Raw genomic sequence first — 22544 nt, 5'->3', positions numbered from 1 at the left:
CTGACAGGATGCAGCGCCAGCGGACGGACCGACTATGCCTTGCCGGACTCGCGTTGGGAAGCGATGGACGACGCAGCCTAGCGCGTCCGCCCCTGCCGATACATCCCCGTCGTGGTCCGCCCGAGTGCCGTGGCCTGCCCGAGCCGGGCCATGGAACTCCCCACATGGGCATGCGTGATTGCGATGCCGAGCGCGTCGGCCGCGTCGCTGCCCGGCACGCCCGGCAGTTGAAGAAGCCGCTTGACCATCTCCTGCACCTGCGCCTTCGCAGCACCGCCATGGCCGGCCACGGCCTGCTTCATCTGCAGGGCCGTGTACTCGGCCACGGACAGATTGCTCGTCACCAGCGCCGTGATGCACGCGCCGCGCGCCTGGCCGAGCAACAGCGTCGACTGGGGATTGACGTTGACGAACACGATTTCCACCGCCGCCGCGTCGGGCTTGTAGCGCTCGGCAATCTCGCCGATGCCATCGAACAGCACCTTGAGGCGCGCCGGCAGTTCGCCGCGCGCCAGGTGCTTGGTGCTGATGGTGCCGCTGGCGACGTAGTGCAGCGCGTGGCCTTCCATGTCGACCACGCCGAAGCCGGTGGTCTGGAGTCCGGGGTCGATACCGAGGATGCGCATCAGCGGCTCATACGTCGAAGTACCAGCGCACGGCGTGGAAGAACACCGGCGCGGCGAAGCAGAGGGCGTCCACGCGGTCCAGCAGGCCGTTGGCGCCGGTCACGCCCACGCCGCGGCGGCCCCAGTTGGGGATGCCGCGGTCGCGCTTGAGTGCCTTCATCACGAGATGGCCCATGGAACCCGCCACGCAGGCGATGAGCGACATCGCGAGCGCCTGGCCGAACTTGAACGGCGTGATGAAGGACAGCAGGGCGCCGGCCACGCTGGCGATCGCCATGCCCAGGGCCCAGCTGGTCCAGTTGAAGCTGCGGCTCACGTTCGGCGCGAAGGGCGGTTGCATGAACAGCCGGTGGCGTGCGGTGGCGAGCCAGCCATTGGGCGGCTCGGGCGGGGGCGCGCCTTCTGCAGGCATCGTCTTGCGTCGCGACACGAGGTGCTGCACGATCATGCAGGTCTGCACCACGAACACGAGGTAGAAGACGAGGAATGCGTTCTTGCCCTCGTAGTGCGGGAAGGACAGCAGCAGCAGCGCCGGCACATGGCTCATGCCGTAGACGCAGACCATGATCCCCCATTGCAGCTTGGCATTGCGTTCGAGGAAGTGGCTCGGATCGTCGGCCAGCGCGCTGACGACCGGAATCGCGAGAAAGACATACACCGGGATGAACACGGTGAACAGGTCGAAGTGCGCGGTCGCGACCAGCCAGAACTGGATCGGCAGCACGAAGAAGAAGGCGAGGATCAGGCTGCGGTGGTCGCCCCGCCGCGTCGGCGACATCGAGATGAACTCGCGCAGCGCGAAGAACGAGATGAGGGCGAAGAGCAGCGTCGCGACCTTCTCGCCCAGGGCCCAGCCGACCCAGAAGATGACCACCATCACCCAGGTCGTGCGCAGCAGCGTGCGGAAATGATGGAGCTCCCGCTGCCAGATCTCGTCGTGCACCGGATTGCGACGCTCCCTGAAGCTCAGCAGGAAGGCCACCGTGCTCACGATGAACAGCAGCCCGAAGACGATGAAGAAAAGCGCCGCGACCTGGTGGGTCGATGAAAGATTGCGGAGGTACTCGTTCATCTAGACCTCGCGCAGCGCGACCACGGCTTTGCGTGCCCGATCGAGAAAGGGCCGGCGCTCTTCGCCTTCTTCGAGTCGGATTGGTGCGCCAAAGGTGACCGAGCAGAGGATCGGCACGGGCACCACTTCGCCCTTGGGCATCACGCGCTGGACGTTGTCGATCCAGGCCGGCACGAGCACCGCCTCGGGAAACATCTGCGCGAGCGTGAAGAGGCCCGACTTGAACTTCTGCGGCTCGCCCGTGTGGCCGCGCGTGCCCTCGGGGAAGATGATGATCGAGTCGCCGCTCTGCAGCGCCTCGATCAAGGGCTGGAGCGGTGCCAGCGCCTCGGCGCTGCCCGGCGTCGCGATGGGAACGGGCTCCGCAACCGGTTGCGACAAGGGCAGTTCCACCTGCGAGGTCCACGGCTCGACGGGCGCCGGGTCCGGCGGCGGCACGTCGTCGAATGCCGGTTCGATGCGCTCGGCGAGCGGTGGCGGCGCGGGCGGCGCAGGCGGCACCACCGGCGCGCCACCGCCGCGCTCGACGTAGATCGCATGGAACACCTCGGTCGTGATCCAGCGCTTGAAGGGCGAGTTGGCCCAGTAGTCGCGGGCGGCGATCGGCCGCGTGATGCTGCGCAGTTCCTCGGGCAGGGCGGCCCAGATCATCACGAGATCGAGATGGCTCTGGTGATTGGCGAAGTAGATGCGCTGCTCGGCCTTGGGCGGGCAGCCCCACCAACGCGCCTGCGCGCCGGTGAGCAACCGGATCAAGGCCAGCAATCCCCACCCGGTGATCTTTGCAAGCATGAAGTCGATGATAGGTTGAGCTAAGGCAGTTCGGCGGCCGGCATCCGGGCGACGATCGTGCTCGTGCGACTTGCGAGATAGCCCGAACCCTGCCGCCGCTCGAAGTACTTGGGGCTGGGCAGCATCACGGCGAGCCGTGCTGCCTCACTCGCGCTGAGCCGCGACGCGGACTTCCTGAAGTAGTGCTGGGCGGCGGCTTCTGCGCCGAAGATGCCTTCGCCCCATTCGACGTTGTTGAGGTAGATCTCGAGGATGCGCTGCTTGCTCAGCATCACTTCGAGCGCGGTGGCGAGCACCAGCTCCTGCCCCTTGCGCAGCAGCGTGCGCTCGCCCGACAGCAGCAGGTTCTTGGCCAGTTGCTGGGTGATGGTCGAGCCGCCGCGCAACTGGGGAGCGCGCGGCTCCTTGCCTCGCGCACGCATCTGCGCGGCGCGGCGCGCAGCGAGTTCCTCGGCCTTGGCATTGCGCTGGCGGGCCCGCTCGATGGCCTCCCACTCGACGCCCTGGTGATAGACGAACTCGCTGTCCTCGCTGGCGATCACGGCGCGCTTGAGCGAGTCGGCGATCTGCGCATAGGGCACCCAGCGCTGCTGCCAGTCGCGTTCGCCGTTGCTGCGTCCGTGCGTCGCGACCTGCCAGGCCTCGGAGCGCTGGAAGGCCGTGGACTCGGGATCGATGGCCGCCATCGCGGCGATCCTGCCGATGAAGAACAGTTCGAGCGCGAAGCCAGCGATCAGAAGGCAGCCGAGCCAGCGAAGGAAGGGCTTCACTTCGCGTCGACGATGGCGCGCAACTCGGCCAGCACCGTGGCCGTCGGCGGCCGGACGCCGCGCCAGGTCTCGAAGGCCTCGGCCGCCTGTTCGACCAGCATGCCGAGCCCGTCGCGCGGCACCGCGCCGTGCGCGCGTGCCCATGCCATGAAGCCGGCAGCGGCGGGGCCGTACATCATGTCGATCGCGAGTGCGCCCTTTTTCAGGACGCGGCCGTCGACCGGCACTTCGCCGCCCGCCAGGCTCGACGCGGTGGCGTTGACCACGACGTCGAAGGTGCCGGGCACTTCGTGCAGTGCCTGCGCCTCCAGCGCAACGTGGTGCTGCAAGGCGAGCGGTGCGTGGCGCTGGACCAGCGCGATGGCCTTCGCGAGCGTGCGGTTGGCGACCACGACGCGGCGCGGGCCGGCTTCGAGCAAGGGACCGAGCACGCCCGCGGCCGCGCCGCCCGCGCCGAGCAGCAGCAAATCGCTCCCCGCGATCGCGACGCCCGCGTGAAGGGTGATGTCGTTGACCAGCCCGATGCCGTCGCTGTTGTCGCCGTGGATGCCGTCGTCGCGAAAGCTCAGCACGTTGACGGCATGCGCCAGCGCGGCGCGCGGCGTCAGATGTTGCGCGGCGAGCGCCGCCGCATCGAACTTGAAGGGCACCGTGACGTTGCAGCCGCGTGCCGTGCCCGCCGTGTCGGCCCGAAAGGCCGCGACGGCATCGGCAAATCCCCCGATCGGTGCCAGGCGTCGCCCGTAGTCCAGCGTCTGGCCCGTGAGCTCGGCGAAACGCGCATGAATCCAGGGCGAGCGGCTGTGCTCGACCGGATTGCCCATCACGCAGTACAGGTCCATGGCGTCACCTTGGTCATTGTCTGGACGAAAGCTGTGTCTCGAGCGTCTCGTCGTGGGTGAACTTGAAGCGCGAGGGCAGCACGATCTGGTCGGTCTGGCGGCGCATCGCGTCGGTGAACTTGCCGAAGCTGCCGATGCTGCGGACGATGGCCTGCGCGCGCCGGTCGAGCAGCCGGTTGCCCGAGCTCTCGACGATGTCGGTCGCGAGGATCGAGCCGTCGAAATTGACCGTCAACATCATCGTGAGCTCGCCGTACATCTTCTTGCCGGCCGCCTCGGGGAAGTTCTCGGTGCCGCGCACCTCGATCTTCCGGCGCAGCGCATCGACATAGGCGGCATAGGCGGCCTCGCGCGTGGCGGGGCTGATGTAGCGCTTCTTGGGCCGTGCGTTTTCTTCGTTGACGCGGCGCTCGATCTCCGCGAGCAGGTCGACCAGCTGGCGACGCTTTTCCTCGCGCGCGGCGGTTTCGCTCGGGTTGCCCTGGCTGCGCGGATCGGGCACCGGCATCGATGCGAGCTGCTGCTTGATCTGGGCGAGCAGCAGCATCTGTTGCTGCTGCATCGCCTCGACCTGGCGCTGCTGCTCTTCCATCGCATCGCCCATGGTCGTGAAGGCGGAGGGCGGCAGCGGACTGGTGGCGCGTCCCTTGTCGAGATCGCCGCCGCCGGCCAGGGAGGCCTGGGCGATCGCCTTGGCCTTGTCGGGCCGCTCGTTGGTCCGGGCGTTGACCAGGATGACCTCCAGCGGCGTCTCCTTGAAGACGCGGTTGAAGGACTCCGGATCGACGAAACGGACGGTCAGCAAGGCCGCATGGGCGACCACGGACAGGCCGAGGGCAATCTGCAGCGTGCTGAGGTCGCGCAGGTTCATCGGGTGATTTCCTTCTCCAGACTGCTGCTCGCTTCGGTCATTGGCAAAGCTCCATGCTTCGCACGGCGGTGCGAGCTTGCCTGGAGCGGTCCGGCGCGGCTCATGCCGGAGCGTTCTCCGGTGCGGCCTCGCTGTCCGCGAGGTCGACCGCAATGGCGATCGGGCCGGCGACCTCTTCCTCGTCCTCGCCCGCTTCGTCCTCCGCCGTGGCTTCGGACGGCGCAGCGTCGAGTCGCTCGACGACGGTGCCGTGGACGTCGAGCGCGATCTCGTCTATCTCGCCCAGCTTGACGCGCACGCGCGCGCCGCGAAGCAGACCCTGCGTTCCCGTCACCATGAACACCAGCGGCAGCGTGTCGGCGCGGGCCAGCGCACCGTTCGGCACGTCCTTGATCAGGGTCGCGTCGAGTTCGGTGATGCCGTGCTGCTCCAGGTACTTGAGCGTCCAGAAGCGCTCCATGCCACCCTGGTGCGCGTTGTAGGTGCTGTAGGCCGCGTCGAATCCCGACAGGATGGAGAACAGGTCGGCATCCTTCGGCTTGAAGGGCGCGGCCAGCGCGGCGGTCTTGCCATGGCGCGCGGCGGCGATGATCTGCCACTGGTTGACGAGGTCGGTGTAGCGGCGCAGCGGCGAAGTGCTCCACGCGTAGCTCTTCACGCCGAGGCCGGCGTGCGGCAATGCGCGCGTGCCCATGCGCACCTTGATGCCGGGTGCGAGGCTGGCCTGGCTGCGATAGAGCCCCGGCACGCCCAGCTCGCCGAGCCAGCCGCCCCAGCTGCTGTTGGCCAGGATCATGGCCTCGGAGACGATCAGGTCGAGCGGCGCCCCGCGCTGGCGCGTGGTGATCTGCACCTGCTCGCTGCCGGTGGGCTCGCCGTCGTTGCCGACGAGGCGGAAGTTGTAGTCGGGCCGGTTGAAGCTCTCGGGCTTGCCGCGCACGACTTCACGCTGCGCCTTCAGCTGCTTCGCCAGGCGGAACAGGAAGGACAGCGGCTCGCGCACGCGCTGGGCCACCTCGGGCGTGCGGTCGGCGTCGACCGAAGCATCCTCGAGCCACGCCTGCGTGACGACGGCATCGAGCTGGTCGTGGCGCAGGTTGGCGACGATCGGCACGCGCTCGAGGCGGGTCTCGGTGCCCTTGAGTTCGAGCGAGGATTCGTCGAAGGTCGCGTAGAGCGACACGGCCGGGCAGTCGCGGCCCTCCTGCAGGGTGTAGGCCTCGACCACGTGGTCGGGCAGCATCGTGATCTTGTGGCCCGGCATGTAGACGGTCGACATGCGCGCACGCGCGACCTGGTCGATCGGGCTGCCCGGCACCAGGGCCAGCCCCGGCGCCGCGATGTGGATGCCGACGACGACCGTGCCGGTGCCGAGGCCACTCACCGACAGCGCGTCGTCGATCTCCGTGGTCTGCGAATCGTCGATCGAGAAGGCCTGCACCTCGGCCAGCGGCAGCTCGTCGGCGATAACCGGCGCGCTGAGCGCCGGAAAGGCGGTGCCCTTCGGAAAGTTCTCGAACAGGAAGCGCCGCCAGTGGAACTGGTAGGACGAGTCGATGGCGCCCGCCTGCTTCAGCAGGTCGAGCGGTGCGCGCTGCGTGGCGCGGGAGGCCTCGACCACGGCCTTGTACTCCGGCGCGTTCTTGTCGGGCCGGAACAGGATCTTGAAGAGCTGCTCGCGCACTGGCGCCGGGCATTCGCCGGCCGCCAGCTGGGCCGACCACTCGGTGATCTGGGCCTGTACGGCTTTCTTCTTCTCGATGGCAGCCAGCGCCTGCTGGATGATCTCGGCCGGCGCCTTCTTGAACCGGCCCTTGCCGGCACGACGGAAATAGTGCGGTGCCTCGAACAGCGCCAGCAGGGCCGCGGCCTGCTGCACGAGGGTCGGCTGGGCCTGGAAATACTCGGCGGCGAGCTCGCCGAAGGCGAATTCGCCCTCGGGTGCGAATTCCCACGCCAGGTCGAGATCGACCGTGGCCGCCAGCGCGCGCGCCTCGGCGAGCAACTCGGGTGGCGCGGGCTTTTCGAACCTCAGCACGATGTTGGCGCCCTTGACCTTGACGCGCTTGCCGGTCTCGAGCTCGACCTGCGCCGAGGACTCGGCCTCCGACAGGACGCGGCCCCCCAGGTACTTGCCGGCTTCTTCGAACAATACAAACATGGCGCGGATTGTCCCATGCGCTGTGGCGCGTTCGCCGCTCGCAGACCCTCAGACAGGGTCGATGAAGGCCATCACCTCGTCGAGGTGCCGCTCGGCGAAGTCCGACAGCGCGTGGTCGCCGCCTTCGAGCAGCTCGATGCGACTTCCCGGATAGCGGTCGGTCATTTCGCGCCAGTCGAGCACTTCGTCGCCCTTGGCGATGATGGCGAAGACCTGGTCCGGCCGCGCCAGCGGTCCGGCATCCATCACGCGCAGCTCGCCGATGTATTCGGGCCGGAAGTGGAAATGCTCGGCCGGGTCGTGCCAGAGCGTCTGGTCGCCGATCTGGCGCACCAGGTCGCGGGCGGGGTGCACGGCGGGGTTCAGAAGCACCGCCCGGCAATGGGTGGTGCTGGTGACATAAGTGGCATAGAAGCCGCCCAGGGAGGAGCCGACGACCGCCATCGAACTTCGGGGCCAGTCGGCGATGCCGCGCATCACGAGGTCGATCGCCTCGCGCGGCGAGGGCGGCAGTTGGGGGCACCACCACCGCAGATTCGGGTGCTCGCGGGCGACGCGCTGCGCCATGAGCGTGGCCTTGGTCGAGCGGGGTGACGAGCGAAAACCGTGCAGGTAGAGCAGGTGGGTGGTTCGCGGCATGGGCGACATTATCGGGATTGCAACCGAAAAAGCCGTCGGAGCCGCTTCCGAGTGCGCAGGGCGCGATAATCCCGACCCGAATCATCTGCCCGAAACCATGTCAGCCGTCTTCCACCAACCCTCGCTCGCGCGACGCCTGTTGCCCGTGTTCCAGGGATTCGACGGTTTCCTCGCCTTCGCCGTGCTGCTGCTGGCCTGTGCCGGCATGCTGACGATGTACTCGTCGGGCTACGACCACGGCACCCGTTTTGCCGACCATGGCCGCAACATGCTGCTGGCCGCCTTCATCATGTTCGTGGTCGCCCAGGTGCCGCCGCAGCGCCTGATGTTCTTTGCGGTGCCGCTCTATACGGTGGGCGTGGGCCTGCTGATCGCCGTGGCGCTCTTCGGCATCACCAAGAAGGGCGCGCAGCGCTGGATCAACGTGGGCGTGGTGATTCAGCCCAGCGAAATCCTCAAGATCGCGATGCCGCTGATGCTGTCGTGGTGGTTCCAGCGGCGCGAAGGGCAGTTGCGGGCGCTGGATTTCGTGGTCGCGACGATCCTGCTGGTCGTGCCCATCGGCCTGATCATGAAGCAGCCCGACCTCGGCACGGCGCTGCTGGTGCTGGCCACGGGGCTGTCGGTGATCTTCTTCGCCGGGCTGTCGTGGAAGCTGATCGTGCCGCCGGTGGTGATCGGCCTGGTCGCCGTGGCGCTCATCGTGGGCTTCGAATCGCAATTGTGCGCGGACGGGTTCGACTGGCGGATCCTGCACGACTACCAGAAGCAGCGCATCTGCACGCTGCTCGACCCCACCAAGGACCCGCTCGGCAAGGGCTTTCACATCATCCAGGGCATGATCGCCATCGGTTCGGGCGGCGTCGGCGGCAAGGGTTTCATGCAGGGCACCCAGACGCACCTGGAGTTCATCCCCGAGCGCACCACCGACTTCATCTTCGCCGCCTATTCCGAGGAATTCGGCCTGGCCGGCAACCTCGCCCTGATCGCCGGCTTCATCTTCCTGATCTTCCGCGGCCTCGCGATCGCGCTGGACGCACCGACGCTCTTCTCCCGCCTGCTGGCCGGCGCGGTGACGATGATCTTCTTCACCTATGCCTTCGTGAACATGGGCATGGTGAGCGGCATCCTGCCGGTGGTGGGGGTGCCTCTTCCGTTCATCAGCTATGGCGGAACCGCCATGGTCACGCTGGGGCTCGGGCTAGGGATCCTGATGTCGATATCTCGCGCAAAACGATTAATGCAATCCTGACTTTTTCCAGGAACACCGCGGAACCGGCTTGGCCGGGCCGCCGGTGTTGCCCCCGGTAGGGGGTGGGCGAAGCGACACGAAGTGCGCGAAGCCTGGGGGGGAGCCTAGAATGTTTTCATGATTTCTCGCGAACCCACCATCGAGCGCCTCGCCACGGCGCAGCAACTCCTGCTCACGCCCTTCGGTCTCGACGAATCGCATCTCTCCCGTGCGCTCGCCGAGATCACCGCGCACAAGGTGGACGACGCCGACCTCTACTTCCAGTACACCCGCAGCGAGGGCTGGAGCCTGGAAGAGGGCATCGTGAAGACGGGCAGCTTCAGCATCGACCAGGGCGTCGGCGTCCGGGCGGTCAGCGGCGAGAAGACGGCCTTCGCCTATTCGGACGACATCTCCGAAGCCTCGCTGCTCGACGCGGCGCGCACCGTTCGCTCGATTTCCGCCGCCGGCCGCACGGCACGGGTGAAGGCGCCGACGCGAAAGATCGCGTCCAGCCGTTCACTCTACGGCGCGGTCGACCCGATCTCCACGCTCGACAGCACGGCGAAGGTGCAGCTTCTCGAAAAGGTCGAGAAGCTCGCGCGCTCCCGCGATCCGCGCGTCGCGCAAGTGATGGCGGGCCTCGCGAGCGAGTACGACGTGGTGCTGGTCGCGCGCGCCGACGGCACGCTGGCCGCCGATGTGCGGCCGCTGGTGCGCCTGTCGGTCACCGTGATCGCCGAGCAGAATGGCCGCCGCGAGGTGGGCTCCGGCGGTGGCGGCGGACGCTTCGGGCTGGCCTACTTCGATGACGAACACATCGCGCAGTACGTGGACCAGGCCGTCAAGTCGGCGCTCGTCAACCTGGACTCGCGCCCGGCACCCGCCGGCGAAATGACCGTGGTGCTCGGCCCCGGCTGGCCCGGCATCCTGTTGCACGAAGCCATCGGCCACGGCCTGGAAGGCGATTTCAATCGCAAGGGCTCGAGCGCGTTCTCCGGCCGCATCGGCGAGCGCGTGGCCGCGAAGGGCGTAACGGTGCTCGACGACGGCACCATCGCCGACCGCCGCGGTTCACTCAACGTCGACGACGAAGGCAACGCCACGCAGCGCAACGTGCTGATCGAGGACGGCATCCTCAAGGGCTACATCCAGGATTCGCTCAACGCACGGCTGATGAAGACCAAGGCGACCGGCAACGGCCGTCGCGAAAGCTACGCGCATGCGCCGATGCCACGCATGACCAATACCTACATGCTGGGCGGCGACCGCGTGCCGGAAGAAATCGTGGCCAGCATCAAGAAGGGGCTCTACGCCACCAACTTTGGCGGCGGCCAAGTCGACATCACGAGCGGCAAGTTCGTGTTCTCTGCGAGCGAGGCCTACTGGGTCGAGAACGGCAAGATCCAGTATCCGGTGAAGGGCGCCACGCTCGTGGGCAACGGGCCGGATGCGCTCACGCGCGTCACGATGATCGGCAACGACATGGCGCTCGATTCGGGCGTGGGCACCTGCGGCAAGGAAGGCCAGAGCGTGCCGGTGGGCGTCGGGCAGCCGACGCTGCGCATCGATGGCCTGACGGTGGGCGGAACTGCATGAGGCTCGCCCCCAGGATGCGCGCACTTCGTGTCGCTTCTCCTTCCCCCTGCCGGGGGCGACGTCTGCGGACCGGCGGAGCCGGTTCCGTGACGTCCCAGGCCTTGGTTCCCCGCTGGCGCGGTTGTCTGTGTTAAATTCGCGACTTATGTCCGCAGCTCGCGCTTTTTACTTTGCCTACTTTTGGTTCCCGGTTTCCGGCGGACGAGAGGCGCGCGCGTAAAAGCAGCAGACAAACAGAACCTCCCAAAACCGCCGGTGCCACAAGCCCGGCGGTTTTTTTATTGCCCTCACGAAATCAAGCCACCCGAAAAGGACCGACACATGAGCACGAAAGCCGCCCCGGCCAGCGACACCTGGTATGCGAACGTCGAAAAAACCAGCCAGACCGACGACGAACGCATCAAGGACATCAACGTGTTGCCTCCTCCAGAGCATCTGATCCGCTTCTTCCCGATCCGGGGCACGCCGGTGGAGTCGCTGATCACCGCCACCCGCCGGTCGATCCACAACATCATGACCGGCAAGGACGACCGGCTGCTGGTGGTGATGGGGCCGTGCTCGATCCATGACCCGGCCGCGGCGATGGAATATGCCCGTCGCCTGAAGGCCGAGCGCGAGAAGTATGCGGGTACGCTGGAGATCGTGATGCGCGTGTACTTCGAGAAGCCGCGCACGACGGTGGGCTGGAAGGGGTTGATCAACGACCCTTACCTCGACGAAAGCTTCCGCATCGACGAAGGCCTGCGCATCGCGCGCCAGTTGCTAATCGACATCAACCGGCTCGGCCTGCCGGCGGGCAGCGAGTTCCTCGACGTGATCTCGCCGCAGTACATCGGCGACCTGATCTCCTGGGGCGCGATCGGTGCGCGCACCACCGAGAGCCAGGTGCATCGCGAACTGGCCTCCGGGCTGTCGGCGCCGATCGGCTTCAAGAACGGCACCGACGGCAACATTCGCATCGCGACCGATGCGATCCAGGCGGCGGCCCGCGGCCACCACTTCCTCTCGGTGCACAAGAACGGCCAGGTCGCGATCGTGCAGACCAACGGCAACCGGGATTGCCACGTGATCCTGCGCGGCGGCAAGGCGCCCAACTACGACGCGGCCAGCGTCGCGGCGGCCTGCAAGGACCTCGAAGCCGCCAAGCTGCCGCAGACGCTCATGGTCGACTGCAGCCACGCGAACAGCAGCAAGCAGCACCAGAAGCAGATCGACGTGGCGAAGGACATTGCCGCGCAGATCGCGGGCGGCAGCCGGAGCGTGTTCGGGCTGATGGTCGAGAGCCACCTCGTCGCCGGGGCGCAGAAGTTCACGCCGGGCAAGGACGACATCGCCGGCCTCGAATACGGCAAGAGCATCACCGACGCCTGCCTGGGCTGGGACGATTCGACGCAGGTGCTGGACGTGCTGTCGCAAGCCGTCAAGCAGCGCCGCGGCTGATTGGCGCCCGCGGCGCCGATCAGATCAGCGCCGCGAGGTCGGGCCAGTGGTGGCGCAGCAGGGCCGCCTCGTCGCCATCGGGCTGCATGAACGAGAAGTCGTTGAAGTCGAAGCCCGGGCCGACGGTGCAGCTCACGAGCGTGTAGTCGTCGGCCTCGGGCGAGACGATCGGCCGGGCCGCCTGCCAGCGCCCGGCAGGCACCGTGTGCTGCGGCCGGGTGCCGTGGACATCGACCGGCCCCAGGCGCACGTGAGCCGGTGCGGTGCGCAGCGCTGCATCGCTGATCCACAGCGCGAGCGGCGCGCCTTCGAGGTGGATCCACACCTCGTCGGACTGCACCCGGTGCCAGCGCGAATGCTGGTGCGCTTCGAGCAGGAAATAGATCGTGGTGAGCGCATCGCGGGCGGGGCGGCCGTCGGCGGGCATCACCTGCGCGGCCGAACGAAACATCTCACGGAACCACCCGCCCTCGGGATGGGGCTGCAATTGCAGGGTCTCGATGAGTTGCTTCGCGCGCATGGGGCTCATTCTGGCGCGTTCAGGGCCGTCAGGAGTTTCTCGTGCACGCCGCCGAAGCCGCCGTTGCTCATGCAGACGATGTGATCGCCCGGCTGCGCGGCCGCGACGACCTGGGTGACCAGTGCGCCGATGTTGTCCGCCACCTGCGCGCGTGGGCCCATCGGCGCGAGCGCCAATGCCGCATCCCAGTCCAGGCCTCCGCTGTGGCAGAAGGAGAGGTCGGCCGCTTCCAGGCTCCAGGGCAGCTGGGCCGTCATGGTGCCCAGCTTCATCGTGTTGCTGCGTGGTTCGAAGACCGCCAGGATGCGCTGACTTTGGCCACCCTCGGCGTCGAGCTTCTGGCGCAGGCCGTCGAGCGTGGTGCGGATCGCGGTCGGATGGTGTGCGAAGTCGTCGTAGACGGTGATGGCGCCCTGCGGGCGATCGACCGTGCCGCGCAGTTCCATCCGCCGACGCACATTGCGGAAGCTGCCGAGCGCGTCGGCTGCCGCGGCCGGAGCGACGCCGACATGCTCCGCCGCCGCGATCGCGGCCAGCGCATTCATCTGGTTGTGCAGCCCGGAGAGCGGCCATTCGACACGGCCCACGCGCTCGCCCCGGCGAAGCACGTCGAAGGCATCGTGCGATCCGCTGGCCTGCCATTCGCCACCGGCGCCGAAGCGCGCGAGTTCGCTCCAGCAGCCTTGCGCCAGAACGCGCTGGAGGCTCTCCTCGATGGCATTGACGACCACGCGCCCTTTGCCCGGGACGGTTCGGACGAGGTGATGGAACTGCCGTTCGATCGCCGCGAGGTCGTCGAAGATGTCGGCGTGGTCGAACTCCAGGTTGTTCAGGATCGCGGTGCGCGGGCGGTAGTGGACGAACTTGCTGCGCTTGTCGAAAAAAGCCGTGTCGTATTCGTCCGCCTCGATCACGAACGCATCGCCTTGCCCCAGTCGCGCCGAGACGCCGAAATCGAGCGGCACGCCGCCCACCAGGAAGCCCGGCGTCAGTCCGGCGCGCTCCAGGATCCAGGCCAGCATCGAGGTCGTGGTGGTCTTGCCATGCGTACCGGCCACGGCCAGCACGTGACGGCCCTGAAGGACGTGTTCGGCCAGCCACTGCGGCCCGCTGGTGTAGTTCGCGCCGGCATCGAGGATCGCCTCCATCAATGGAAACTTGGGCGTCCCGTCGGCGAGGCGGACACGCGACACCACGTTGCCGACCACGAAGACGTCCGGCTTCAAGGCCAGCTGGTCGGCGCCGAAGCCTTCGATCAGGTCGATGCCGAGGGCCCTCAATTGGTCGCTCATCGGCGGGTAGACGCCCGCGTCGCAGCCGGTCACCCGGTGGCCGGATTCGCGCGCCAGCGCCGCGACACCGCCCATGAAGGTGCCGCAGATGCCGAGAATGTGAATGTGCATCCGGCGATTCTAGGGATGCGGTCGATCCGTCTTCCTGCGAGGGACGTACTGCGGGCAAAATGAACCGATGGACATGTCCAAACAGGAAATCGCCGCCGCTGCGGCCCGCCTCGTCGTCGAGGAAGGGCTGGAGTACGGACCCGCCAAGCGCCGCGCGCTCCGCGACCTGGGCTTGCCCGTGCGCACCGCCCTGCCCAACAACGACGAGGTCGAGACGGAGGTCCGGGACTACATCCAGCTCTATTGCGCCGACACCCAGCCTCAGGAACTGCACGCGCTCCGCGTGCTCGCGCTGGAGTGGATGGAGCGGATGGCGCAGTTCCGGCCGCATGTGGGCGGCGCGGTGTGGCACGGCACGGCCACGCGGCTTTCGGACATCTATATCCAGCTCTTCTGCGACGACTCGAAATCCGCCGAGATCGCGCTCATCGACCATCACGTCGACTACGAGCCGCGCATGGTGACCGGGTTCCACGGCGAGCAGGTCGAAGCACTGAGCGTCCACGCCGCCAGTCGCGAACTGGGCGAGGAAATCGGCGTGCACCTGCTCGTGTATGACCTCGACGACCTGAGGGGTGCGCTCAAGCCCGACACTCAGGGGCGTGTGCCGAGGGGCAATCTGGCCGCCCTCCGGCGGTTGATAGAAAAGGACGGTGGATGACCTCCAGCTCCAAGCGTCGTGGCTTGCTTTTCGGTGCCGTCGCCGCGGTGGCGGCCGTCGCCGGGGTGGGCGGCGCATTCTGGCGAAGCCAGTCCGCGCAGCGGGGCGGGGAGCGGCTCGATGATGCATTCTGGTCGCAGCGGTTCGAGCGCCCGGAAGGCGGTGAGGTGGCACTCGACGCCTTGCGCGGCAAGCCGATGCTGATCAACTTCTGGGCCACGTGGTGTCCGCCCTGCGTGGAGGAGATGCCGATGATCGACGCCTTCTTCCGCGAAAACGCCGCCAATGGTTGGCAAGTTGTCGGATTGGCGATCGATCAGCCGAGCGCCGTCCGCAAGTTCCTCGCCAAGACGCCGGTCAGCTACCCGATCGGGATGGCAGGATTGAACGGGACCGAACTGGTCAAGCAGTTGGGAAACACGGCGGGCGGCTTGCCTTTCACGCTGTTCGTCGATGGGGGCGGATCCGTTGCGGCACGTAAAATGGGAAAGCTCGAAGTCGGTGATCTTCAATCATGGCGACGGGCATAGTTCACGGCTAGAATCCAGCCCCACGAATCGCGCAGTTGGCGTTGAAACGCCGAAATAAGCCGATCTTCAGGCGAGTTACATTCTAATAACCGGCAAAGCCGGGGCTGGAGTCCCATGGATCTACGCAAACTCAAGACACTGATCGACCTGGTGTCTGAATCGAACATTTCCGAACTGGAAATCACTGAAACCGAAGGCAAGGTCCGGATCGTCAAGGGCGGCGTGGCCGCACCGGTTCAGTACGTGCAGACCGTGGCTGCGCCCGCCGCGGCGCCCGCCATCGGAACTGCGCCGGCGCCCGCTGCCGGCGCGCCTGCAGCCGCACCGGCCGAAGCCGCTTCCACCGGCCACGCCATCAAGTCGCCCATGGTGGGCACCTTCTATCGCTCGTCCAGCCCCGGTGCCCCGGCATTCGTCGAGATCGGCAGCCAGGTCAAGGAAGGCGACACGGTCTGCATCATCGAGGCGATGAAGATCCTCAACGAAATCGAGGCCGACAAGTCCGGCACCGTCACCCAGATCCTCGGCGAGAACGGCCAGGCGGTCGAATATGGCCAGCCGCTGTTCATCATTGAGTGACCATGTTCAAGAAGATCCTGGTCGCCAATCGTGGTGAGATTGCGTTAAGAATCCAGCGCGCCTGCAGCGAACTCGGCATCAAGGCCGTGATGGTCTATTCCGAGGCCGACCGCGAGGCGAAATACGTCAAGCTGGCGGAGGAGGCGGTGTGCATCGGCCCGGCGCCGTCATCGCAGAGCTACCTCAATATGCCGGCGATCATCTCGGCGGCGGAGGTGACGGACTCGGAAGCCATCCATCCGGGCTACGGCTTCCTGAGCGAGAACGCCAACTTCGCCGAACGCGTGGAGCAGAGCGGCTTCCAGTTCATCGGCCCCTCGCCCGAGTCGATCCGCATCATGGGCGACAAGGTGTCGGCCAAGCAGGCGATGATCAAGGCGGGCGTGCCTTGCGTGCCCGGTTCCGAAGGCGAACTGTCGGACGACGCGGCCACCAACAAGCGCATCGCCCGGGCGATCGGCTACCCCGTCATCATCAAGGCGGCGGGCGGCGGTGGCGGACGCGGCATGCGCGTGGTCCACACCGAGGCGGCGCTGGTCAACGCGATCCAGATGACCAAGGCCGAGGCCGGCGCGGCTTTCAACAATCCGGCGGTCTACATGGAGAAGTTCCTCCAGGACCCGCGCCACATCGAGATCCAGATCCTCGCCGACAAGCACAAGAACGCCGTCTACCTGGGCGAGCGCGATTGCTCGATGCAGCGTCGCCACCAGAAGGTGATCGAGGAATCGCCCGCGCCGGGCATTCCGCGCAAGCTCATCGAGAAGATCGGCGAGCGCTGCGCGGCTGCCTGCAAGAAGCTCGGCTACCGCGGCGCCGGCACCTTCGAGTTCCTCTACGAGAACGGCGAGTTCTATTTCATCGAGATGAACACGCGCGTGCAGGTGGAGCATCCGGTCACGGAGTTCACGACCGGCATCGACATCGTGAAGACGCAGATCATGGTGGCGGCCGGCGAGAAGCTGCCCTTCACCCAGCGTCAGATCGAGATGCGGGGCCATGCGATCGAATGCCGGATCAACGCCGAGGATCCCTACAAGTTCACGCCCTCCCCAGGCCGCATCACCATGTGGCATCCGCCGGGCGGACCGGGGGTGCGCGTGGATTCGCACGTCTACACCAACTACTTCGTGCCGCCGAACTACGACTCGATGATCGGCAAGATCATCGTCTACGGCGATACGCGCGAGCAGGCGATGGCTCGCATGCGCACGGCGCTGAACGAGACGGTGGTCGAAGGCATCCAGACCAACATCCCGCTGCATCGCGAGTTGATGGTCGACGCGAAGTTCATGAGTGGCGGGACCAACATTCACTACCTGGAAGAGTGGCTCGCCGCGCATAAACGTTGATCTCCCCCAGGCTGCGCGCACTTCGTGTCGCTTCGCCTTCCCCCTCGCCGGGGGCAACACCAGCGAGCCGGCCGAGCCGGCTCGCGGTGTTTTGCGAACGGGCTTCGCTTCGCTTGCCGCGGGCGCAGTCCTTGACTTATTGAGAGGACTGCGATGTTCGAGCTTCGATTGATGGCGCCGGAGGAATTCGTCGAGACGGTCAGCGATGCGCTGGATGCGCTCGATGCGTTGAGCGTGTCCGTCGAGGATGCGGATGCGCAGACGGATGCCGAGCAGGCGCTGTTTGGCGAGCCGGGGATGCCGCCGCCGAAGGAGGGGTGGCAGCGGTCGCGGGTGATCGCGTTGTTCCCTACGGAGCAACTCGCGCAGGAGGCGGCCACGGTGCTGGCGGCGCAGGACTTCTTTGCGGAGTGCCGCGTGCTCGGGATGGCCGAGGTGCCGGAGCAGGATTGGGTTCGCTTGACGCAGTCGCAGTTCGCGCCGGTCGAGGTGACGCCGGAGTTCTGGATCGTGCCGACCTGGCACGATCCACCGGCGCAGGCGCGGCAGATCATTCGGCTGGACCCCGGGCTCGCGTTCGGCACGGGCACGCATCCGACCACGCGCATGTGCCTGCGATGGATCGCCCGGCGCGGCGAGTTGGCAGGCCTTCGCGTGCTGGACTATGGCTGCGGCTCCGGCATCCTGGCGATCGGCGCCGCGAAGTTCGGCGCGCGTGAGATCGATGCGGTCGATATCGATGATGCTGCTGTGGAATCGACACGGCTCAATGCCGAGGCGAATGGCGTGACGCTGAATGCCGGCTTGCCGGAGGCGGCGGTGGGGCGCTACGACATCGTGCTCGCGAACATCCTTGCGACGCCGCTCAAGGTGTTGGCACCCCTGCTCTGCGCGCACGTTGCACCGCGCGGTGCACTCGTTTTGGCGGGCATCCTGGAGCGCCAGGCGGATGAACTGAAGCTAGCCTATGCGCCGTATGCAACTCTTGAAGTGGGTGACAGCGAGGACGGTTGGATCCTCATGAAAAGCGTGACTTGACTCGCCCCCAGGCTTGCCCACTTCGTGTGGCCGCCAACCCCCTGCCGGGGGCAACACCGGCGGCCCGGCGAAGCCGGTTCCGCGGTGTTCGCCAGCAGTCCCGGCTTGCACGGCAATCTTCGACGTCCAGTTGGGGCGAGCTTTTACAATTCGCCACATGAGCCTGGTCACGCGCTGCCCCGCCTGCGAAACCACTTTCAAGGTGGTGAAGGACCAGCTTCGCATCTCGGATGGATGGGTGCGCTGCGGTCGTTGCAGCCAGGTCTTCGACGCCACGGTCGATCTTCGGGAAACGGCTGAGTCCGCGCCGGCGCCTTCCGTGCCGGTCTCCACGCCGGTTTCCGACGAGAGCGGCGCGTCGAGCGATTCATCTGTCGAGAAAGCACCGGCACCGTTGCCCGATGAGGATGCTTCGCCCGCAGCAGACGTCGAGCATCATGCCGACGAAGAATCGGAGGTCGACTTCCTCGAGGACGACCATCCTGAGGCGGCGGCTGATACGGGCGCACAACCATTGTTCGAGGCTGGATCGACGGCATCCTTGAAATCCGCGGACGAGTTGCCGCCTCTCGCAGGCATGGTTGCAGGCGATCCTTGGATGGATTCGGGCTTGCTGGATCTGGGGGACCAAGGCCGCACCGCAGTGAGGCCGCCGGTGCCTCCGCCGCTTTCCTTTCCGAACATCGATCTCTCGTTGTCGAGCCCGGCACCGGTATCGACGCCGGCCCCGAGCAGTCTCGAGCCCGCGCCATCCGCCGAAGATGCGGCCAACGCGCAGCTGCAGAAAGCCTTGCGTCGCGCGCGCGCCAAATCGGCCAAGATCGCGAAGGCGAAGGCCCGCGAGGCAAAGACGGCTTCGATCGAAGTGGCGCCGCTGGTCCTCGCCGCCAGCGAGCCCGAGCCGCCGGCCGAAGTAGTCCGCACGCCGTCCTTCATGGGGATGTCCGGCGGGGAGGGCTTCTGGCAGCGGCCGGCGGTTCGCCGATCGATGGTGGCGGTGGCTGTGCTCGCCGCATTGCTCCTGATCGGGCAGGTGGTCTACCAGGAGCGCGATCTCATCGTCGCGCGTTCTCCGGGACTGCGCCCTGCCATCGCATCGATGTGCGGCGTGCTCGGCTGCGAGATTTCCGCGCTTCGCCAGATCAACGACATCAAGGTCGACGGCGCTTCGTTCTCGCGCGAGAAGATCGATGACGGATTCCGCCTCAGCTTCACCTTGCGCAACACCGCCGATGTGCCGCTGGCGATGCCGGCGGTCGAGCTGTCCCTGCTCGACACGCAGGAACGGGCCGTGGTGCGGCGCGTGCTTGCGCCCGCCGAATACGGTGCGCCGACCGTCCTGCCGGCTCGCACCGAACGCGCGGCGTCGCTGTCGCTCAAGCTCACCGGTCCCGAGGCGGCGGCGATGCCGCCGGTCGCGGGCTTTCGTGTCGAGACCCTCTATCCCTGAGCGTCTGCGGCTTTCTTCCCCTTCCATCCAACCAACGGTTCATCCGGTTCATTCATGGCAGCAGTAATTTGCGGTTCGCTCGCGTTCGACACGATCATGACCTTCGAGGGCCGGTTTGCAGACCAGATCCTCCCCGACCAGCTGCACATCCTCAACGTGTCGTTCCTGGTGCCCGGCCTGCGTCGCGACTTCGGCGGGTGCGCTGGCAACATCGCCTACAGCCTCAACGCGCTCGGTGGCACGGCGCTGCCGATGGCCACGGTGGGCAGCGACGGCGGCGACTACCTGGATCGACTGCGTTCGCTGGGCATCAGCACCGAGTTCGTGCGGCAGGTGAGCGACACCTTCACGGCGCAGGCGATGATCATGAACGACCGGGACAACAACCAGATCACGGCCTTCCATCCCGGCGCGATGCAGCAGGCCCACATCACACGTGTTGCCGCGCGCGAGGACATCAAGCTCGGCATCGTGGCGCCGGATGGCCGCGACGCGATGCTTCAGCATGCGGAGCAGTTCAAGGCGGCCGACATCCCCTTCGTGTTCGACCCGGGGCAGGGCCTGCCGATGTTCGACGGCAAGGAGCTCGCGCACTTCGTCGAGCTGGCGAGCTGGGTGGTCGTGAACGACTACGAAGGAAAGATGCTCTCGCAGCGCACGGGCTGGAGCCTCGCCGAGATCTCGGAGCGCGTGCGCGGCCTGGTGGTGACACTGGGCGCCGATGGCTGCGAGGTGTGGATCGATGGCGATCGCGAGCACGTCGCGGCGGTGAAGCCGGTGGCCGTGCTGGAGCCGACCGGATGCGGCGACGCATGGCGCGGCGCGCTGTTGTTCGGGCTGGAGAAGGGCTGGCCGCTCGCCCGTTGTGCCGCGCTCGGCAATCAATTGGGCGCGCTCAAGATCGCGCAACGCGGGCCGCAGAACTACAAGGTCGACCTTCCTTCCCTGGGGCTCTGACGCGGCGAAAGCCCCACGAAAAAAGCCCGGCACCTTGCGGTACCGGGCTTTGCCTTCAAGGCCGCTGAACGACTCAGGGCTTGCTGGCCGTCGGGAACGGCCAAGCTGCCTGCGGGTTCAGGGTCGTCTGCGCTGCGGGAGCAGGGGCAGGGGCGACGGCAGCCTTGGCGGGAGCCTTCGCAGCCTTTTTCGCAGCAGGCTTCTTCGCTGCTTTCTTGGCAGCGGGCTTCTTGGCCGCAGCCTTTTTCGCAGGGGCCTTCTTCGCGGCGGCCTTCTTCGCCGGCGCCTTCTTGGCTGCTGCCTTCTTCGCAGGAGCCTTCTTCGCTGGCGCCTTCTTGGCCGCTGCCTTCTTGGCAGGAGCCTTCTTCGCCGGCGCCTTCTTGGCCGCTACCTTCTTGGCGGGAGCCTTCTTCGCAGGGGCCTTCTTGGCCGCTACCTTCTTGGCCGGCGCCTTCTTGGCTGCGACCTTCTTCGCCGGAGCCTTCTTCGCCGGGGCCTTCTTTGCAGCGGCCTTCTTGGCCGGCGCTTTCTTTGCAGTTGCCATTTCTATTTTCTCCTTGATCAAGTTGAAAAAATCAACCTTTTGAAGCACTCCACGCATGTTGGTCAGCGTGAAGCGATTCATGGCGTTGGAGCGGGCTCCAGCACCATGAACACCTGTGCCCTCACCGATGCCGCACTCTTTGGTGCTGGTCGTCGGCAAGAACGATTCTTGAATTCACTTCTTGTTCTTGTCGGAAAGATTCAATCCCAGGAGAGCGCACCACCCGACTGATACTCGATCACGCGGGTTTCGAAGAAGTTGCGCTCCTTCTTCAGGTCAATCATTTCGCTCATCCAGGGGAACGGGTTTTCCTCGTTCGGGAAGAGCGTCTCAAGGCCGATCTGCTGCGCGCGCCGGTTGGCGATGTAGCGCAGGTAGCCCTTGAACATGGAGGCGTTCATGCCGAGCACGCCGCGCGGCATGGTGTCTTCGGCGTACTTGTATTCGAGCTCGACGGCCTTCATGAAGAGGGCCTTGATCTCCGCCTTGAACTCCGCGGTCCAGAGGTGCGGGTTCTCGAGCTTGAGCTGGTTGATCAGGTCGATGCCGAAATTGCAGTGCATCGATTCGTCGCGCAGGATGTACTGGTACTGCTCGGCGGCGCCGGTCATCTTGTTCTGCCGCCCCAGCGCAAGGATCTGCGTGAAGCCGACGTAGAAGAAGAGCCCTTCCATCAGGCAGGCGAAGACGATCAGCGACTTGAGCAGCGTCTGGTCGTTCTCGTGCGTGCCGGTGTGGAAGTTCGGGTCGCTGATGGCGTCGATGAACGGGATCAGGAACTGGTCCTTCTCGCGGATCGACGGCACTTCGTTGTAGGCGTTGAAGATCTCGCTCTCGTCCAGGCCGAGCGACTCGACGATGTACTGGTACGCGTGCGTGTGGATCGCTTCCTCGAAGGCCTGGCGCAGCAGGAACTGGCGGCACTCGGGCGCCGTGATGTGGCGGTAGGTGCCCAGCACGATGTTGTTGGCGGCCAGCGAGTCGGCGGTCACGAAGAAGCCGAGGTTGCGCTTGACGATGCGGCGCTCGTCCTCGGTCAGGCCGTTGGGGTCTTTCCAGAGCGCGATGTCGCGCGTCATGTTCACTTCCTGCGGCATCCAGTGGTTGGCGCAGGTGGCGAGGTATTTTTCCCAGGCCCACTTGTACTTGAACGGCACCAACTGGTTGACGTCGGTCTGGCCGTTGATGATGCGCTTGTCGGCGGCCTTGACGCGATGCGCCACCGGTGCCGCGCCTGTCGTTGCCGCTGCTTGAACGGGGCGCACGACTGCGCCGTCATCGAGCGTGCGTGCGACGGGCATCACGGAAGCAGGTGCGGAAGAAACTTGGGGAGCAATTTGCGAAGTCGGAAACTCCGACGAGCGGCCGACTTGCGCGCCGCTGTTCGATGTGTGCCGCAATCCTTGTTGCAGATCCTTTGGCAAGGAGGGCTTGACTTCTTCGTCCCAGGTCAACATAGAAAAATCC

22 protein-coding genes are annotated in these 22544 nt (G+C 66.3%); 10 read left to right on the top strand and 12 right to left on the bottom strand.

Annotated features, from left to right (window positions below; translation table 11 throughout):
- Positions 1–77: 77 nt before the first annotated feature.
- From ruvC to ACSFBL_RS24760, 8 genes are all read right to left on the bottom strand, one after another.
- Positions 78–626, bottom strand: coding sequence for a crossover junction endodeoxyribonuclease RuvC (ruvC, locus tag ACSFBL_RS24795; protein ID WP_435518470.1), 549 nt, complete (start codon positions 624–626; stop codon positions 78–80).
- Between the two features lie 7 nt (positions 627–633).
- Positions 634–1698: a phosphatidate cytidylyltransferase gene (locus ACSFBL_RS24790; RefSeq protein WP_435518469.1), complete on the bottom strand. Its 1065-nt coding sequence runs from the start codon at positions 1696–1698 to the stop codon at positions 634–636.
- On the bottom strand, positions 1699–2490 hold the full coding sequence (locus ACSFBL_RS24785; RefSeq protein ID WP_435518468.1) for a lysophospholipid acyltransferase family protein: 792 nt from the start codon (positions 2488–2490) through the stop codon (positions 1699–1701).
- A gap of 20 nt (positions 2491–2510) precedes the next feature.
- On the bottom strand, positions 2511–3260 hold the full coding sequence (gene mtgA, locus ACSFBL_RS24780; RefSeq protein WP_435518467.1) for a monofunctional biosynthetic peptidoglycan transglycosylase: 750 nt from the start codon (positions 3258–3260) through the stop codon (positions 2511–2513).
- A complete protein-coding gene (aroE, locus tag ACSFBL_RS24775) occupies positions 3257–4102 on the bottom strand; it encodes a shikimate dehydrogenase (protein WP_435518466.1) in 846 nt (281 codons plus the stop codon). The genes mtgA and aroE overlap by 4 nt, the downstream gene beginning before the upstream one ends.
- 13 nt (positions 4103–4115) lie before the next feature.
- Positions 4116–4973 (bottom strand): energy transducer TonB, encoded by an 858-nt coding sequence (locus ACSFBL_RS24770; protein WP_435518465.1) that lies wholly within the window; start codon positions 4971–4973, stop codon positions 4116–4118.
- Positions 4974–5073: 100 nt separating this feature from the next.
- Positions 5074–7134 carry a ribonuclease catalytic domain-containing protein gene (locus ACSFBL_RS24765; protein WP_435518464.1) on the bottom strand — a complete coding sequence of 687 codons (2061 nt, stop codon included), beginning with the start codon at positions 7132–7134 and terminating at the stop codon, positions 5074–5076.
- Positions 7135–7182: 48 nt separating this feature from the next.
- A complete protein-coding gene (locus tag ACSFBL_RS24760; protein WP_435518463.1) occupies positions 7183–7773 on the bottom strand; it encodes a YqiA/YcfP family alpha/beta fold hydrolase in 591 nt (196 codons plus the stop codon).
- A 97-nt stretch (positions 7774–7870) separates the two neighbouring features.
- Here ACSFBL_RS24760 and rodA point away from each other — a divergent pair, with 97 nt between their 5' ends.
- The 3 genes from rodA to ACSFBL_RS24745 all read left to right on the top strand — a co-directional run bounded on the left by rodA (position 7871) and on the right by ACSFBL_RS24745 (position 12043).
- Entirely contained in the window at positions 7871–9025 is a 1155-nt protein-coding gene (rodA, locus tag ACSFBL_RS24755) for a rod shape-determining protein RodA (RefSeq protein ID WP_435518462.1), read from the top strand.
- A gap of 117 nt (positions 9026–9142) precedes the next feature.
- Positions 9143–10603, top strand: coding sequence for a metalloprotease TldD (gene tldD, locus ACSFBL_RS24750; RefSeq protein ID WP_435518461.1), 1461 nt, complete (start codon positions 9143–9145; stop codon positions 10601–10603).
- Positions 10604–10924: 321 nt separating this feature from the next.
- Positions 10925–12043: a 3-deoxy-7-phosphoheptulonate synthase gene (locus ACSFBL_RS24745; RefSeq protein ID WP_435518460.1), complete on the top strand. Its 1119-nt coding sequence runs from the start codon at positions 10925–10927 to the stop codon at positions 12041–12043.
- 19 nt (positions 12044–12062) lie between these two features.
- Here the strand turns inward: ACSFBL_RS24745 and ACSFBL_RS24740 are convergent, their stop codons facing one another.
- The gene (locus ACSFBL_RS24740; RefSeq protein WP_435518459.1) at positions 12063–12563 is read right to left on the bottom strand and encodes a cupin domain-containing protein; all 501 of its coding nucleotides are present in this window, start codon (positions 12561–12563) and stop codon (positions 12063–12065) included.
- A gap of 5 nt (positions 12564–12568) precedes the next feature.
- Positions 12569–13966, bottom strand: coding sequence for a UDP-N-acetylmuramate:L-alanyl-gamma-D-glutamyl-meso-diaminopimelate ligase (gene mpl, locus ACSFBL_RS24735; RefSeq protein ID WP_435518458.1), 1398 nt, complete (start codon positions 13964–13966; stop codon positions 12569–12571).
- A gap of 67 nt (positions 13967–14033) precedes the next feature.
- Between mpl and ACSFBL_RS24730 the strand changes: the two genes are divergently transcribed.
- The 7 genes from ACSFBL_RS24730 (at position 14034) to ACSFBL_RS24700 (ending at position 20533) form a co-directional block, all read left to right on the top strand.
- Positions 14034–14627, top strand: a complete 594-nt coding sequence (locus ACSFBL_RS24730) for a hypothetical protein (protein WP_435518457.1) — start codon at positions 14034–14036, stop codon at positions 14625–14627.
- Positions 14624–15157, top strand: coding sequence for a TlpA disulfide reductase family protein (locus tag ACSFBL_RS24725; RefSeq protein WP_435518456.1), 534 nt, complete (start codon positions 14624–14626; stop codon positions 15155–15157). The genes ACSFBL_RS24730 and ACSFBL_RS24725 overlap by 4 nt, the downstream gene beginning before the upstream one ends.
- A 114-nt stretch (positions 15158–15271) precedes the next feature.
- Positions 15272–15736, top strand: a complete 465-nt coding sequence (gene accB, locus ACSFBL_RS24720; RefSeq protein ID WP_435518455.1) for an acetyl-CoA carboxylase biotin carboxyl carrier protein — start codon at positions 15272–15274, stop codon at positions 15734–15736.
- 2 nt (positions 15737–15738) lie between these two features.
- Positions 15739–17088 (top strand): acetyl-CoA carboxylase biotin carboxylase subunit, encoded by a 1350-nt coding sequence (gene accC / locus ACSFBL_RS24715; protein ID WP_435518454.1) that lies wholly within the window; start codon positions 15739–15741, stop codon positions 17086–17088.
- A gap of 153 nt (positions 17089–17241) precedes the next feature.
- Positions 17242–18126 (top strand): 50S ribosomal protein L11 methyltransferase, encoded by an 885-nt coding sequence (prmA, locus tag ACSFBL_RS24710; protein ID WP_435518453.1) that lies wholly within the window; start codon positions 17242–17244, stop codon positions 18124–18126.
- 157 nt (positions 18127–18283) lie between these two features.
- The gene (locus ACSFBL_RS24705) at positions 18284–19576 is read left to right on the top strand and encodes a zinc-ribbon and DUF3426 domain-containing protein (RefSeq protein WP_435518452.1); all 1293 of its coding nucleotides are present in this window, start codon (positions 18284–18286) and stop codon (positions 19574–19576) included.
- 54 nt (positions 19577–19630) lie between these two features.
- Complete coding sequence (locus ACSFBL_RS24700) at positions 19631–20533, top strand: carbohydrate kinase family protein (protein ID WP_435518451.1); 903 nt, start codon at positions 19631–19633, stop codon at positions 20531–20533.
- A 73-nt stretch (positions 20534–20606) separates the two neighbouring features.
- Here the strand turns inward: ACSFBL_RS24700 and ACSFBL_RS24695 are convergent, their stop codons facing one another.
- Both ACSFBL_RS24695 and ACSFBL_RS24690 read right to left on the bottom strand, forming a co-directional pair.
- Positions 20607–21077: a histone H1-like DNA-binding protein gene (locus ACSFBL_RS24695; protein WP_435518516.1), complete on the bottom strand. Its 471-nt coding sequence runs from the start codon at positions 21075–21077 to the stop codon at positions 20607–20609.
- A 200-nt stretch (positions 21078–21277) separates the two neighbouring features.
- On the bottom strand, positions 21278–22534 hold the full coding sequence (locus ACSFBL_RS24690; RefSeq protein ID WP_435518450.1) for a ribonucleotide-diphosphate reductase subunit beta: 1257 nt from the start codon (positions 22532–22534) through the stop codon (positions 21278–21280).
- Positions 22535–22544 lie beyond the last annotated feature (10 nt).

This window comes from Variovorax glacialis (assembly GCF_051216375.1).
Classification (GTDB): Bacteria; Pseudomonadota; Gammaproteobacteria; order Burkholderiales; family Burkholderiaceae_C; genus Variovorax.
The sequence above is the reverse complement of the archived record's forward strand: the minus strand, read 5'-3'. Positions and strand labels throughout refer to the sequence as shown.

Bases quoted from the DNA above. Each gene is read 5' to 3' on its own strand.
- ACSFBL_RS24740 (WP_435518459.1), bottom strand. From the start codon at position 12,563: ATGCGCGCGAAGCAACTCATCGAGACCCTGCAATTGCAGCCCCATCCC.
- ACSFBL_RS24700 (WP_435518451.1), top strand. From the start codon at position 19,631: ATGGCAGCAGTAATTTGCGGTTCGCTCGCGTTCGACACGATCATGACC.
- ACSFBL_RS24770 (WP_435518465.1), bottom strand. From the start codon at position 4,973: ATGAACCTGCGCGACCTCAGCACGCTGCAGATTGCCCTCGGCCTGTCC.
- ACSFBL_RS24790 (WP_435518469.1), bottom strand. From the start codon at position 1,698: ATGAACGAGTACCTCCGCAATCTTTCATCGACCCACCAGGTCGCGGCG.
- accC (WP_435518454.1), top strand. From the start codon at position 15,739: ATGTTCAAGAAGATCCTGGTCGCCAATCGTGGTGAGATTGCGTTAAGA.
- ACSFBL_RS24730 (WP_435518457.1), top strand. From the start codon at position 14,034: ATGGACATGTCCAAACAGGAAATCGCCGCCGCTGCGGCCCGCCTCGTC.
- prmA (WP_435518453.1), top strand. From the start codon at position 17,242: ATGTTCGAGCTTCGATTGATGGCGCCGGAGGAATTCGTCGAGACGGTC.
- ACSFBL_RS24765 (WP_435518464.1), bottom strand. From the start codon at position 7,134: ATGTTTGTATTGTTCGAAGAAGCCGGCAAGTACCTGGGGGGCCGCGTC.
- ruvC (WP_435518470.1), bottom strand. From the start codon at position 626: ATGCGCATCCTCGGTATCGACCCCGGACTCCAGACCACCGGCTTCGGC.
- ACSFBL_RS24690 (WP_435518450.1), bottom strand. From the start codon at position 22,534: ATGTTGACCTGGGACGAAGAAGTCAAGCCCTCCTTGCCAAAGGATCTG.
- mpl (WP_435518458.1), bottom strand. From the start codon at position 13,966: ATGCACATTCACATTCTCGGCATCTGCGGCACCTTCATGGGCGGTGTC.
- accB (WP_435518455.1), top strand. From the start codon at position 15,272: ATGGATCTACGCAAACTCAAGACACTGATCGACCTGGTGTCTGAATCG.
- ACSFBL_RS24725 (WP_435518456.1), top strand. From the start codon at position 14,624: ATGACCTCCAGCTCCAAGCGTCGTGGCTTGCTTTTCGGTGCCGTCGCC.
- aroE (WP_435518466.1), bottom strand. From the start codon at position 4,102: ATGGACCTGTACTGCGTGATGGGCAATCCGGTCGAGCACAGCCGCTCG.
- ACSFBL_RS24785 (WP_435518468.1), bottom strand. From the start codon at position 2,490: ATGCTTGCAAAGATCACCGGGTGGGGATTGCTGGCCTTGATCCGGTTG.
- ACSFBL_RS24760 (WP_435518463.1), bottom strand. From the start codon at position 7,773: ATGCCGCGAACCACCCACCTGCTCTACCTGCACGGTTTTCGCTCGTCA.
- ACSFBL_RS24745 (WP_435518460.1), top strand. From the start codon at position 10,925: ATGAGCACGAAAGCCGCCCCGGCCAGCGACACCTGGTATGCGAACGTC.
- ACSFBL_RS24695 (WP_435518516.1), bottom strand. From the start codon at position 21,077: ATGGCAACTGCAAAGAAAGCGCCGGCCAAGAAGGCCGCTGCAAAGAAG.
- ACSFBL_RS24705 (WP_435518452.1), top strand. From the start codon at position 18,284: ATGAGCCTGGTCACGCGCTGCCCCGCCTGCGAAACCACTTTCAAGGTG.
- tldD (WP_435518461.1), top strand. From the start codon at position 9,143: ATGATTTCTCGCGAACCCACCATCGAGCGCCTCGCCACGGCGCAGCAA.
- rodA (WP_435518462.1), top strand. From the start codon at position 7,871: ATGTCAGCCGTCTTCCACCAACCCTCGCTCGCGCGACGCCTGTTGCCC.